We start from the raw sequence: 12188 nt of genomic DNA, 5'->3' as shown, positions 1-12188 counted from the left end.
GCCCTCCGGGGATTTCCCGCTCAACGCCCGATTTCTACGTCTTCGAGGACGCCCAGGGCGTCGGGGACGAGGACGGCCGCGGAATAGTAGGCGCTGACGAGATAGTTCGAGACGGCCTTGTCGTCGATGCCCATGAAGCGCACCGAAAGGCTCGGCTCGTACTCATCGGGAATTCCGCTGCGGTGCAGTCCGACGACGCCCTGCTTGTCCTCGCCGGTGCGCATCAGCAGCACCGAGCTGGTGCCGTGCTCCGTCACCGGGATCTTGTTGCAGGGGAAGATCGGCACTCCGCGCCAGGACGGCAGCGAGTGGCCGTTGAAGTCCACCGCGTCCGGGTAGAGCCCGCGGGCGCTGCACTCCCGGCCGATCGCGGCGATCGCCTTGGGGTGGGCCAGCAGGAAGCCCGGGTCCTTCCAGACCGTCGCGAGCAGGTCGTCGAGGTCGTCGGGGGTGGGCGGGCCGCTGCGGGTGTGGATGCGCTGGGTCAGGGCGGCGTTGTGCAGCAGCCCGAACTCGCGGTTGTTGATCATCTCGTGTTCCTGGCGCTCGCGCAGCGCCTGCACGGTGAGCTTGAGCTGTTCCTCGACCTGGTTCATCGGGTCGCTGTAGAGGTCGGCGACCCGGGTGTGGGAGCGCAGGACGGTCTGCGCGACGCTGAGTTCGTACTCCCGGGGCTTGCGCTCGTAGTCGACGAAGGTGCTGGACAGGGCTGGTTCGCCGTGGTGGCCGGAGGTGAGGGCGAGCGGGGGCTCACCGCCGGTGCCTGCCGGCGGCGCGGACCGGTGGCCGTCGGACGCGAGGTGGTCGCGCAGGGCCGGCGAGCGGCCGATGACCTCGTGGGCGTCCTGGCGCTCCAGGGCCATCACCGTCACCCGGGTCACCGCCCGGTAGCTGAACTCCCACTCCCCGTCGGCGCCGTCGAGCGCGGCGTCGCCGAGGTGGTCGCCGCCGGCCAGGGCTTCGAGGACGGTCTCGTCGCCGTACTTGCCGGTGCCGACCCGGTCGACCCGGCCGTGCGCGATCAGCACGACCCGGTCGTGCGGCGCACCGGCCTGGGCGATCAACTCGCCCGGCGCGTATTCGTGTTGGGCGAACCTCTCGCCGAGCGCCGAGAGCACCTCGGTGTCGGTGAAGTCCCGCAGGGCGGGCAGTTCGCGCAGCTCGTCGGGGATGATCGTGATCGCGTTGCCGTCGATGTCGAAGTCGATCCGCCCGTCGCCGACGGTGTACGCCAGGCGTCGGTTGACACGGTACGTACCGCCTGAGACCTGGACCCAGGGCAGCAGCCGCAGCAGCCAGCGGGAGGTGATCCCCTGCATCTGCGGCGCGGTCTTGGTGGTCGTCGCCAAATTCCGTGCAGCGGCCGTACTCAGGCTGGAAATTTGGCTCTCTTCGGCGCTTCCGGTCAGCGTTTCGCCGGCAATCGTCACCATGTCACCTATCTCGTCGAGGCTGCGGCGTGGAACACCGGGCAGAACTCAACGAAGGCCCCCCGGCAGCTCGCCGCCGCCTCGAAGATAGCGGCGTTGATTTTATCGACACAATCGCTCGATTGGGTGGCATGGAATTGACTTTCCATGGAAAGGGTTTAGATCTTTCGGTACTGGGCACAGTGTGCCGGGGCGATGATCACGGACGGTGCGTCAGCCGCCCAGCAACGCCGCTCCGTCGGTCAGCGTCGCCGCCAGCCGCTCCCAGGCGTCGCCGTCCCGCTCCCGCGCCGGATGCACCGCGCCGCGGGCCGTCCCCCAGCGGCGCGCCACCGCCGCCGGATCCTCGCCCAGCAGCAACCCGGCCGCCTGCGCCGCCGCCCCCAGCGCGACGAGTTCGTCCGCCTCCGGCACCACCACGGGACGGCCCGAGAGTCGTCGCACGGTCTCCCGCCAGGCATGTCCGCGGGCCCCGCCGCCGATCAGCAGCAGCGGCGCGTCGGGCGCGGCATCCACTCCCGGCAGCCGGTCCAGGGCCCGCAGCAGCGTGAACACCGCGCCGTCGTAGGCGGCCTGGAGCAGTTGGCCGGCGGTGGTGTCGTGGCGCAGCCCGTGCAGCAGGCCCGTGGCGTGCGGGAGGTTGGGGGTGCGCTCGCCGTCGAGGAAGGGCAGCAACACGGCGCTGCCGCCCGGCTCGACGGCCTCCCGGTCGCGGCCGAGCAGCGCCGCCACCCGGTCCACCGCGAGCGTGCAGTTGAGCGTGCAGGCCAGTGGCAGCCAGTCGCCGCGGGCGTCGGCGAAGCCGGCGACGGTGCCGGTGGGGTCGGCGGGGCGGCGGGTCGTCACCGCGTACGCCGTCCCGGAGGTGCCCAGGCTCAGCACCGGCTGCCCCGGCCGCAGGCCGAGGCCGAGCGCCGCGGCCATGTTGTCGCCCGTCCCGGCGGCCACCAACGCGCCGTGCGGCAGCGGCAGTTCATCGGTGTGCACGGTGCCGGCGGCCTCGCCGGGGAGCGCCACCCGCGGCAGCATCGACGGGGCCAGTCCGACCCGGTCCAGGACCTCCGCGTCGTACGCGCCGGTGGCCGTCGCCCACCAGCCGGTTCCCGAGGCGTCGCCGCGATCGGTGACCGCCTGGCCCGTCAGCCGCTCGACGAGGTAGTCGTGCGGCAGGCGGACGGCGGTGGTGGCGGCCGCGGCGGCCGGCTCGTGGGCGCGCAGCCAGGCCCACTTGGCGACGGTGAACGCCGGGCCCGGTACGCTGCCGATCCGCTCCGCCCAGGCAGCCGGGCCGCCGCCCTCCGAGATCAGCCGGGCGCTCTCGGGGGCCGGGCGGACGTCGTTCCACAGCAGGGCCGGGCGGACCGGCTCGCCGGCCGCGTCCAGGGTCACCAGGCCGTGCTGTTGGCCGGCGACCGAGACCGCGGACGCCTGGCGGGCGGCCGCGCCGCACTGGACCAGTGCCTCGCCCAGCGCCCGCCACCACTGCCGAGGGTCGCTCTCCTTGGCCGCCCCGCCGCTGACCGTGTGCGGTGCCTGACCGCGGGCCAGCACCTGTCCGGTCTCCGCGTCCACCACCAGCGTCTTGGTCGACTGCGTCGAGCTGTCCACCCCGACGACCAGGGGTCCGGCCGACTGTGCGCCCATCGAGCACTCTCCCTCGGCGGCCGGTGGTACGGGCCCTGCCCCGGGGCTCCCGGCCGCTTGGGGCCCCGGTGCGCTGCCGCATAGTAATGCGCGCGGCGCCGGTCCCGGGCGGCCTGTGGACGACACGCGCGGCGCGCGCCGGCCGGTCGCGGTCAGCCGCCGAACAGCTTGCGCAGGAAGCGGACCTCCGCGGTCCGTTGGGCGCCGCCGCCGCTCTCGTGGGCGTTGAACCGCCACACCTCCAACTGCTTGTCACCCGCGTAGTGGTGGTGGGCGGCGAACCCGGTGGAGGGCGGGACGACCTCGTCCCGCAGGGCGGTGCCGAAGAGCGCCGGGGCGCTCGCGCGGACCGCGAAGTTCAGGCCGTCGAAGTGGTCGAGGGTGCGCAGCGCGGTGTCGACGTGGTCGCGCTGGCCCGCGAAGTAGCGGGCCAGTTCGCCGTACGGGCCCTGGTCGGTGACGTCCAGGGCCCGTCGGACGTGGGTGAGGAACGGCACGTCGATCAGGGCCCCCGCCAGACCGGGGACCAGGCCCGCCACGGCCAGGGCGAGGCCGCCGCCCTGACTGCCGCCGGCGACCACGATCCGGGCGGCGTCCACCGCGGGGTGTCCGTGGGCGACCTCGACGGCCCGTACGGCGTCGGTGATCAGCCGCCGGTAGTAGTAGGTGTCGGGGTCGAGCAGGCCCTGGGTGAGCTTGCCCGGTACGCCCGGGTGGGCGATGCCCACCGGGTCGGGGGTCTCGCCAGGGCGGTTGGGGCCGCTCTGGCCACGGGTGTCCATGACCAGCGTGGCGTATCCGGCCGACGGCCACAGCAGCCAGTCGTGCGGGAACATCCGGCCGCCGCCGTAGCCGAGGTACTGCACCACGCACGGCAGGGGGCCGGCCGCCGCGCGCGGGCGCAGGAACCAGCCGCGGATGCGGTGCCCGCCGAAGCCGGCGAAGTCCAGGTCGTCGACGTGGAGTTGGGTCAGTCCGTCGTCGAGCGGGGTGAAGCGGGGGGCGAGGTCGTGGGCCCGGGCCTCGTCGAGGGTCCGGTGCCAGAACGCGTCGAAGCCCGGGGGCTCGGGCAGGGGAGGGCGGTAGCGGCGGAGTTCGTCCAGGGGAAGGTCGGTGAACATGGCGCACCTCCGGGCAGTGAGGCGTACACGTCGGGCACGTTAGGGTCTGTCCGGGCGATCAGGATCGGGAGCCGTCCGTCCGGGCCGCGGGTCGCCAACGGTGCCCACGGGGCGGAGGGTTCGCCCCGGAACGGTCCGGATCGGTCACCGCGTCCCTGACTCCCACCGAAGAAGCGATATTTCCGCCATGAGCTTTCCCCCGCCTCCGCCGTCCAACCAACCGCCGCACCAGCCGCCCCCGGGCGGGCCGGGCGGCTACGGACCGCCGCACGGCGGCTATGGGCCCGGCGGGCAGCAGCCGGCCCCGGGCGGGTACGGTCCGGGCGGCCACGGACCGGCGGCGCCCCAACCAGGGCAGCCGCCGGCCGGCCCCTACGGCGCCCCTGCCGGCGGCTTCGGCCCGCCCGGGGCCGGCGGTCCGGGCGGTTGGCAGCAGCCGCCCGCCCCGCCCTCCGGCGGCGGCAACGGCACCACCATCGCGCTGATCATCGGTGCCGGCGTGCTGATCGTGGCGCTCGTCGTCGGCGGCGTCATATGGGCCACCAGCAGCGGCGGCGGGCGCAACCAGGCCCGGCCGGGCACCGGCACCACCGCCAGTCCCACCCCGACCTCCTCGAACTCCGGGCTGCCGACGCCGTCCGCTTCGACCTCCGCGACCCCCACCGGCCCCGAGAGCACCGCGTCCGCGCCCTCGGGACGCGGCGTCGCCTTCTACGCCCTGAAGACCGGTGACTGCTTCGACATCCCGCCGGGCGGGAACGGCGGCAACAACGAGTCGGCCCCCTGCACCGGCCCGCACGACGCCGAGGTGGTCTTCCTCTACACCCTGCCGCGCGGCCTGACCACCGAGAACGAGATCAAGGACAAGGCGTCCACGCTGTGCTCCTCGGAGCTCCAGGACAAGGCGTCCAAGCAGCCCGCCGGGACCGCCGGGGGCACCTATGTGCAGTTCCCCAGCGCCCAGGGCTACAAGCTGGGCATCAAGACCGTGGTGTGCAGCCTGACGGGCAACCGCAGCGGCACCAAGAAGCTCACCCGGCCGTTGACCTGACCCCCGACGGGACCGGGAGCCGGGCACCGGGCTGCGGGACGGGGCGTCACGGTGCCGGGCGGAGCGGCGCCCCGGTCACCGGCCCCGGCGCGTCGGGCCCGTCCGGACCGCCCGTCCCGTTCACCTCGGCCGCCGCCGGGTCCAGTACGCGTGAGAGGAACGCCCGGGTCCGCTCGTGCCGGGGAGCGCCCACCACCCGTTCCGGGGCGCCCTCCTCGACGATTCTCCCGCCGTCCATGAAGACCACCCGGTCGGCGACCTCCCGGGCGAAGCCCATCTCGTGCGTGACGACCAGCATCGTCATCCCGTCCCGCGCCAGCGAGCGCATCACTGCCAGCACGTCGCCGACCAGTTCGGGGTCGAGCGCGGAGGTCGGCTCGTCGAAGAGCATCAGCTCCGGAGCCATCGCCAGCGCACGGGCGATGGCGACCCGTTGCTGCTGACCGCCGGACAGCTGCGCCGGATAGGCGGCGGCCTTGTCGCCCAGGCCGACCCGGGCCAGTTGGTCACGGGCGACCCGTTCGGCCGCGGCCCGGTCGCGGCGCAGCACCCGGCGCTGGGCGATGGTCAGGTTCTCCAACGCGGTCAGGTGCGGGAAGAGGTTGAAGGACTGGAAGACCATGCCGATCCCACGCCGCACCCGGTCGATGTCGACGTCCGGGTCGGTGACCTCGGTGCCGGCGACCGTGATCCGGCCGGCGCTCGGCTCCTCCAGCAGGTTCACGCACCGCAGCAGCGTCGACTTCCCGGACCCCGACGGCCCGATGACGCAGACCACCTCGCCGCGCGCCACCGAGAAGTCGATCCCGCGCAGCACCTCCACCGCGCCGAACGCCTTGTGCAGTCCGCGCACCTCGATGGCGTTGCCGCCCCCGCCGTCGGTCATCCCGTGCCCCTCCCCGCCAGCCCCGCCACCGGTCGTCGCGCCACTCGTCCGCGCCCCCGTCCCGTCACCGGGCCCGCGCCGTGCGGGCCTCCAACCGGCGGACCACCTGGCCCAGCGGAAGGGTGATCACCAGGTAGAGCAGCCCGGCGATCAGCACCGGGGTGAGGCTCTTGTGCTCGTTCAGCGCGTCCCGCCCGAAGTTGGCCAGCTCGAACTGGGAGAGCGACAGGCCCAGCAGGTACACCAGCGAGGAGTCCTTCGTCAGCAGGATCAGCTCGTTGGTCAACGGTGGCAGCACGATCCGGAACGCCTGCGGAATGACGATCGAGACCATCGCCCGGCCCTGCGACATGCCCAGCGAACGCGCGGCCTCCGTCTGGCCCTTGGGCACCGCCCGGATGCCGGCCCGGATGGTCTCCGCCATGTAGGCCGCGCCCACCAGCCCCAGCGACAGCATCACCGTGACGCCCTGGTCGAGCGCGACCTGGAACGCCAGCGGCACCCCGAAGCCGAGCGCGATGAACACCAGGAGCGCGGGGATCCCGCGGAAGAACTCGATGTAGGTCACCGCGAGCCAGCGGTACGGCGGCACCGACGACAGCCGCATCAGGGCGAGCAACAGCCCGAGCGCGAGCCCGAACCCGAAACCCAGCAGGGTGTACCGCACGGTGTTGACCAGTGCGGTGGTCACGATGTCCGGGAACAGTGCCGTGGCGACGGAGGGGTCGAAGAACGCCGCGCCCAGCCGGCGCCAGTCGGCGGCCAGCGCGAGCACGGCCGCCGCGGCGAGCAGCACGCCGTACTGCACGCCGCGGACGAGCCGGGCCCGGCGCCGCTTGGACGGGCGGCGGGGCATCAGCCGAACCACTTGCGGTGGATCCGGTCGTAGCTGCCGTCCTTCTTCGCCCGGGCGAGGACCGCGTTGATGCGTTGCCGCAGCGCGTCGTTGCCCTTCCGCACGCCGAACCCGTAGCGCTCGCCGGTGTCGAACTCGGTCGCGACCCGGGTGTCCTGGTTGTGCTTCACGTAGTCGAGGAGCACGCCGTTGTCGTTGATGCCGGCGGCCACCTGGCCGGACTTCACGGCGGTCAGCAGCAGTCCGACGTCCTCGAACTCGACCAGTTCGACGCCCTGTGCGTGGGCCTTGGCGTAGACGGCGCCGGTCGTCGCCTTCTGGTAGCCGAGCTTCCTGCCCCGGAGGTCCTCGATCCTCTTCAGCGGGCTGCCGCGCTTCACCAGCAGTGCCTGGGTGGCGTCGAAGTACGGGTCGGAGAAGTCCATGACCTTCTTCCGGGCCGGGGTGATGGTCATGCCCGCGGCGGCCAGGTCGCACTTGCGGATGGCGAAGTCCTGCCCGGTCTCGATGCCTTCGAAGGGGGTGTTGATGATCTGCTGGGTGGCGCCCAGGTCCTTGGCCACCAGGTCCACCAGGTCCACGTCGAAGCCGACGACCTTGCCGTAGCGCGTCACCTGGAACGGGGCGTAGGGGAGGTGGGTGCAGGTCAGGAGCGTTCCGGGGCGGACCAGTTCCGGGCCCCGGCCCTCGCCGGCGGGTGCGGTGCTGGTGCAGCCCGCCAGGAGGGCGGTGGCCGCGACGGCGGCCAGAAGGGGCAACGCGGAGCGAGCGGTCACAGGGCCTCCAGGAGTGCCGTGACGATCAACCGGGCCGGGGGAGCGACGAGTTGGCCTGCATCCTGCCATCGGGCGGGGGTGTTGTCGCCGGTGCGTCCGTTGCGGCTGGGTAACGCCCGCGCGGGCGGCGGGCGGCTCAGCGCAGGGTCCAGAGCCAGCCGAGCGGGGTCAGGCCCAACGTCCGGGCCACCGAACGGGAGGCGCGGTTGGCGACGCCGGTGCTGTAGAAGAGCGCCTCCTTGTGGCGGGCCGCGCGCCGGGCCCAGGCGGCGACGACGGCCGGTGCCAGCCCGCGCCCGCGGAAGTCCGCACGGGTCCAGGCGCCCGCCTCCGCCGCGGTGGCGTTCGCCTCCGGGGTGTGGCAGATGGACACCGGGGCGGCACCGTCCACGGCCATCGCCCACCCCCCGGCGGCGCCGGAGATCAGCTCCGCCCACTCGTCGGGCTGCCAGTTGCCGGGCCGCTCCAGTCGCCGCGCCGCCCGGCGCCCCGCGGCGTCCGACACGAGGAGGGGCAGCGGCGCGGGCGGCGGGGACGGGAGCGGTCGGGGGAAGACGAAGGTCGGACCGCCGTCGACGGTGGTGCGCCGGCCGGTCGGGTCCAGCGCCTCGGCGAGCCGCGTCAGGGCCCGTGGCGCCTCTTCCGGGACGTACGGCTGCTCGGGGTCGTCGAGGGCCGTTCCAGGGCCCACGAGGCCGCTCACGGCCGGCCCCAGCGCCAGCAGGCGGGCCCGCGGGGTCCAGGCCCAGACGGCCTGGACCGGCTTGTCCGTCACGACCGCCGGACGGTCGGCGGTTCCCGGTACCAACCCGTAGACGGCGTCCACTTCCCAGGCGAGCAGCGTCGCGTCGTCCCACTCCATGGCGGGAGGCTAACGGGCGGTGCCGGCCGGCCGCCGCCCGTTTTCCGCGGCCCGCCGTCCGTTGCCCGTTGGGCCGCGGTCGGGTCAGCGGCCCAGTGCGGTCGCGAGTGCGGCGATGGCGTCCGGCCCCACCCGGCAGCAGCCGCCGATCAGTCGGGCGCCGGCCGCGACCCAGCCGGCCACCCGGTCCGCGCGGAAGGTCGGGCTGCCGCGCCAGGCCCGCGCCGCGGCGTCCCACTGCTCCCCGCTGTTGGGGTAGACCACCACCGGCTTGCCGGTGACCCGGGCCGCGATCTCCACCGCCCGGTCCGCGTCGTCCGGCGCGCAGCAGTTGACCCCGACCGCGATCACCTCGTCCGCGTCCGCCGCCGCGGCGAACGCCTCGGCCAGCGGCTGCCCGGCACGCGTGCGGTCGCCGGCGACGCTGAACGACAGGTAGGCCGGGACGCCGAGGCCGCGGACGGCCCGCAGCAGGGCCTGCGCCTCGTCCGCGTCCGGCACCGTCTCCAGGGCCAGCACGTCCGGCCGGGCGGCGGCCAGTACCTCCAGGCGCGGCCGGTGGAAGCGCTCCAGGGCGTCCACGGACAGGCCGTACCGGCCGCGGTACTCGGAGCCGTCCGCCAGCATCGCGCCGTACGGCCCCGCCGACGCGGCGACGTAGAGCGGCCCGGTGACCCCGCCGGCGTGCGCGCGGGCGGCCGCCTCGCGGGCGAGTTCGACGCTGCGGCGCAGCAGTTCGGCGGTCTCCTGCGGGCCGGTGCCGCGCCGGGCGAAGCCCTCGAAGGTGGCTTGGTAGCTGGCGGTGAGGGCGACCCGGGCGCCCGCCCGGTAGTAGGCGAGGTGGGCCCGCACCACCGCCTCGGGTTCCTCGGCGAGCAGCCGGGCCGACCACAGCGCGTCGCTCAGGTCGTGGCCGTCGGCCTCCAGTTGGTTGGAGAGTCCGCCGTCGAGGACGACCGGTCCGGCGGCGAGCGCCGCGGCGAACGTCGGTGTCGGTGGCTGGGGCGACGGGCCGGTCATGGGGACCACTTCTCCTTGTTGCGGTGCGCGGCTACTCGGGCCGGACCGCCTGGATGTCCAGCTCGACCCGGATGGTAGCGCCGATCGCGGCGATGCCCCTGGCCAGCATCTTGCGCCAGTCCAGGGTGAAGTCCTCGCGGTGCAGTTCGGTGACGGCCTGGCATGCGGTGCGGGTCTCGCCCGCGATGCCGGTGCCGATGCCCAGGTAGCGGGTGTCCAGTTGGATGGTGCGGCTGACGCCGTGCAGGTGGAGCACGCCCTGCACCGACCACCGGCCGCCGCCCTTGTGGACGAACCGTTCGCCGGAGAACTGGAGGTGGGGGAAGCGGGCCACGTCCAGGAACTCCGCCGACCGCAGGTGGTCGTCGCGCATCCGCACGCCGGTGTCGATGCTCGCCGCGTCGATCGTGACCTCGACCCGGGAGTCCTGCATCCGCTCACCGATCCACAGTCCGCCCTCGAAGACGTTGAACCGACCGTGGATCTCGGCCAGTCCGATGTGCCGGGCGGTGAAGCGGAGGGCGCTGTGGTCGGGGTCGAGCCGCCACTGGCCGGGGTCGGGCAACGGCAGCGCCGGCGCCAGCTCCAACGTGACCGGGCGGGGCGCGGTCCGTCCGCCCGCCACCACCTCGGCCTCGAAGCGGGCCGGGCGGAAGCCGTCGGAGGTGGCCACCAGCCGGTACCCACCGGGCGGCAGGGTCACGGTCAGCCGGCCGTTGGGGTCGGTCCGGCCGGCCGTCGCCTCCTGGCCGCCGGCGTCGCGGACCGAGATCGCCACCCCGGCCATGGGGAGGCCGACGGGATCGTTGACGCACAGGTCCAGCGCGCCCGCCCCGCGGGGCAGGGGCGGCTGGGCGGTGTGCGGCGAGCGGTCGCGCAGGCGGTGCAGGAAGGCGAGCGGCATGGCAGGACGGGGCCCCATCAATCGGAATCAGTCGGATCAGTCGGATCGGTCGGATCGGTCGGATCGGTCGGGCGCCGGACAACGTGCGAGCGGGTACGCGCGCTGCCGCGGGCGGGCGCACGCGGACGCACAGGGATGCGGCCGCGGAATGAATCGCACGAAAAGGGTGCGGATTCGGTCCCATCCTGTCATTGGTGCCGACCCGAAATGACCACAAGGTGTCAAGGTCAGATCAAAGGTGACCTTTCTCGCACTGTGGGGGGATTCCCCCGGCGTCACCCCTCCGGTGGCTCCACCGCGAGGCAGGCCAACGCCGCCACCGCGTCGTCGGCCGCGGGACCGGCCGGCGCCCACCGCCCGCCCTCCTTCCGGAACGGCCACCACCGTCCGTCGCGCCCGAAGCGGAGTTGGACGTCCCCGCCGACGACCGTCCAGCGGTTGCCGGCGGCCCGTAGGCGCGACCGGGACGCCGCGTCCTCCCAGGCCGCCGCCACCTGCTCGGACAACCGGGAGACCACCTCGGGCGCCGGCGTCCACTCCTCCTCCAGGGCGGCCAGCCCGGCCGCCCCGCCCGCCCGCCAGGCCCGCACGGCCAGTGCCAGGCCCTGGGCGCTACGCCCCGAGCCCTCCGCCAGCCGCGCCTGCACCGCGCTCCCGGGCCCGGCGGCGGCCAGCCGCACCGCGTCCTGCGCGGGCGTCAACGAGGGCGCCGCAGGGCCGTCGACGGACCCGGGGGAGAGCGCCGCCGTCAGCAGCCGGTGGGCGCGCGCCGCCGCGTCCCCGATCAGGAACTCCAGCGCGTCCGCCGCCACTCCGGGCGCCGGCGGGGTACCGCTGCCGAGTGCCGGTGCCGGGCCGGGGGCCGCGACCGGCGGCGGTGGCGGGGGCAGCGGCGGCAGGGCGTCCCGTACCGCGTACGCCTCGGCCGCGGGCACGCCGGCCGCGTCCCCGCCGGCGGCGTCCGCCGGGCCCGCCACCGGCTCGGCCCGGGCCGCGCTGCGCCGTTGGAGCTCGTCCAGCAGCTCCGTCTCGCCCCGGCCGCGCAACAGCAGCAGCACCAACGGGTCCTGGTCCAGCAGCCGGGCCACCTGGTAGCACAGCGCCGCCGAGTGCGCACAGTGGTCCCACGCCTCGCAGGCGCACTCCGGCTCCAGGTCCCCGATGCCCGGCAGGAGTTCGACCCCGGCCGCCGCCGCGTCCTCCACCAGGACCGGCGGCATGTCGCGGTCCAGCAGGGCCGCGAGATGCCCGGCCCGGTCCGCGATGACGTCCAGCAGCCGGTCCCAGTCCGTTCCGGACAACTGCTGGAGCAGCACGTCGGAGCGGTGCCGGGTGTGGTCGCGGTCCTGGACGACGGCGGTGATCCGGCCGGGGCGCACGGAGACCGCGCCGACCGCCCCGGCGCGGGCGTGCCGGCGGCCCAGCTTCAGCTGCGCCCCGTCCAGCGCGGTGTCCTCCAGGGCCTTCAGCCACGCCTGCCCCCACCAGGTCTGCGCGAAGCCGCGGCCGCCCGCCACCGGGAGCGCGGCGAACGTCCGTTCCGGCCCCGCCCCGCCGCTCCCGTATCCCGCGTCGCCGTCCACCACGTCCCCGTTCCCGTCCCTCTCCGCCACGTTCCCACCCGTTCCGTCCCGATCG

At 74.5% G+C, this 12188-nt stretch carries 12 protein-coding genes; 2 read left to right on the top strand and 10 right to left on the bottom strand.

Features of this window, described 5'->3' with window-relative positions; genetic code table 11:
- Positions 1 to 20 precede the first annotated feature (20 nt).
- Positions 21 to 1433, bottom strand: a complete 1413-nt coding sequence (locus ACJ6WD_RS00925) for a family 2B encapsulin nanocompartment shell protein (RefSeq protein ID WP_233656602.1) — start codon at positions 1431 to 1433, stop codon at positions 21 to 23.
- On the opposite strand from ACJ6WD_RS00925, the gene ACJ6WD_RS00920 reads away from it, so the two are divergent.
- A complete protein-coding gene (locus ACJ6WD_RS00920; RefSeq protein ID WP_162483929.1) occupies positions 1383 to 1571 on the top strand; it encodes a hypothetical protein in 189 nt (62 codons plus the stop codon). The two genes, ACJ6WD_RS00925 and ACJ6WD_RS00920, sit on opposite strands and share 51 nt — an antisense overlap.
- Positions 1572 to 1643: 72 nt before the next feature.
- Here ACJ6WD_RS00920 and xylB read toward each other — a convergent pair whose 3' ends face one another.
- Positions 1644 to 3074, bottom strand: coding sequence for a xylulokinase (gene xylB, locus ACJ6WD_RS00915; protein ID WP_233656603.1), 1431 nt, complete (start codon positions 3072 to 3074; stop codon positions 1644 to 1646).
- A 152-nt stretch (positions 3075 to 3226) separates the two neighbouring features.
- Positions 3227 to 4195: an acetylxylan esterase gene (locus tag ACJ6WD_RS00910; RefSeq protein ID WP_233656604.1), complete on the bottom strand. Its 969-nt coding sequence runs from the start codon at positions 4193 to 4195 to the stop codon at positions 3227 to 3229.
- Between the two features lie 187 nt (positions 4196 to 4382).
- Here ACJ6WD_RS00910 and ACJ6WD_RS00905 point away from each other — a divergent pair, with 187 nt between their 5' ends.
- Complete coding sequence (locus ACJ6WD_RS00905) at positions 4383 to 5246, top strand: hypothetical protein (protein ID WP_407614933.1); 864 nt, start codon at positions 4383 to 4385, stop codon at positions 5244 to 5246.
- Positions 5247 to 5292: 46 nt separating this feature from the next.
- Here the strand turns inward: ACJ6WD_RS00905 and ACJ6WD_RS00900 are convergent, their stop codons facing one another.
- The 7 genes from ACJ6WD_RS00900 to ACJ6WD_RS00870 all read right to left on the bottom strand — a co-directional run bounded on the left by ACJ6WD_RS00900 (position 5293) and on the right by ACJ6WD_RS00870 (position 12163).
- Complete coding sequence (locus tag ACJ6WD_RS00900) at positions 5293 to 6132, bottom strand: amino acid ABC transporter ATP-binding protein (RefSeq protein ID WP_233656606.1); 840 nt, start codon at positions 6130 to 6132, stop codon at positions 5293 to 5295.
- A gap of 64 nt (positions 6133 to 6196) precedes the next feature.
- On the bottom strand, positions 6197 to 6988 hold the full coding sequence (locus ACJ6WD_RS00895) for an amino acid ABC transporter permease (RefSeq protein ID WP_376438408.1): 792 nt from the start codon (positions 6986 to 6988) through the stop codon (positions 6197 to 6199).
- The gene (locus ACJ6WD_RS00890) at positions 6988 to 7764 is read right to left on the bottom strand and encodes a transporter substrate-binding domain-containing protein (protein WP_407614932.1); all 777 of its coding nucleotides are present in this window, start codon (positions 7762 to 7764) and stop codon (positions 6988 to 6990) included. Before ACJ6WD_RS00890 ends, ACJ6WD_RS00895 begins: the two co-directional genes overlap by 1 nt.
- A 136-nt stretch (positions 7765 to 7900) precedes the next feature.
- Positions 7901 to 8626, bottom strand: coding sequence for a GNAT family N-acetyltransferase (locus tag ACJ6WD_RS00885; protein ID WP_233656609.1), 726 nt, complete (start codon positions 8624 to 8626; stop codon positions 7901 to 7903).
- Between the two features lie 84 nt (positions 8627 to 8710).
- Positions 8711 to 9646, bottom strand: coding sequence for a homocysteine S-methyltransferase (mmuM, locus tag ACJ6WD_RS00880; RefSeq protein ID WP_331249478.1), 936 nt, complete (start codon positions 9644 to 9646; stop codon positions 8711 to 8713).
- Positions 9647 to 9677: 31 nt separating this feature from the next.
- Positions 9678 to 10550 (bottom strand): YceI family protein, encoded by an 873-nt coding sequence (locus ACJ6WD_RS00875; protein WP_016574544.1) that lies wholly within the window; start codon positions 10548 to 10550, stop codon positions 9678 to 9680.
- 275 nt (positions 10551 to 10825) lie between these two features.
- A complete protein-coding gene (locus tag ACJ6WD_RS00870) occupies positions 10826 to 12163 on the bottom strand; it encodes an SWF or SNF family helicase (RefSeq protein WP_374206758.1) in 1338 nt (445 codons plus the stop codon).
- Between the last annotated feature and the right edge of the window lie 25 nt (positions 12164 to 12188).

Source organism: Streptomyces sp. VTCC 41912 (genome assembly GCF_045799175.1).
Taxonomy (GTDB): Bacteria; Actinomycetota; Actinomycetes; order Streptomycetales; family Streptomycetaceae; genus Streptomyces; species Streptomyces albulus_C.
Note: the sequence above shows the minus strand (reverse complement) of the source record. Positions and strands in the feature narration are given on the sequence as shown.

Excerpts from the sequence above, each read along its gene's own strand:
- ACJ6WD_RS00925 (WP_233656602.1), bottom strand. The coding sequence starts at position 1,433 with ATGGTGACGATTGCCGGCGAAACGCTGACCGGAAGCGCCGAAGAGAGC.
- ACJ6WD_RS00875 (WP_016574544.1), bottom strand. The coding sequence starts at position 10,550 with ATGCCGCTCGCCTTCCTGCACCGCCTGCGCGACCGCTCGCCGCACACC.
- xylB (WP_233656603.1), bottom strand. The coding sequence starts at position 3,074 with ATGGGCGCACAGTCGGCCGGACCCCTGGTCGTCGGGGTGGACAGCTCG.
- ACJ6WD_RS00910 (WP_233656604.1), bottom strand. The coding sequence starts at position 4,195 with ATGTTCACCGACCTTCCCCTGGACGAACTCCGCCGCTACCGCCCTCCC.
- ACJ6WD_RS00905 (WP_407614933.1), top strand. The coding sequence starts at position 4,383 with ATGAGCTTTCCCCCGCCTCCGCCGTCCAACCAACCGCCGCACCAGCCG.
- ACJ6WD_RS00900 (WP_233656606.1), bottom strand. The coding sequence starts at position 6,132 with ATGACCGACGGCGGGGGCGGCAACGCCATCGAGGTGCGCGGACTGCAC.
- mmuM (WP_331249478.1), bottom strand. The coding sequence starts at position 9,646 with ATGACCGGCCCGTCGCCCCAGCCACCGACACCGACGTTCGCCGCGGCG.
- ACJ6WD_RS00885 (WP_233656609.1), bottom strand. The coding sequence starts at position 8,626 with ATGGAGTGGGACGACGCGACGCTGCTCGCCTGGGAAGTGGACGCCGTC.
- ACJ6WD_RS00895 (WP_376438408.1), bottom strand. The coding sequence starts at position 6,988 with ATGCCCCGCCGCCCGTCCAAGCGGCGCCGGGCCCGGCTCGTCCGCGGC.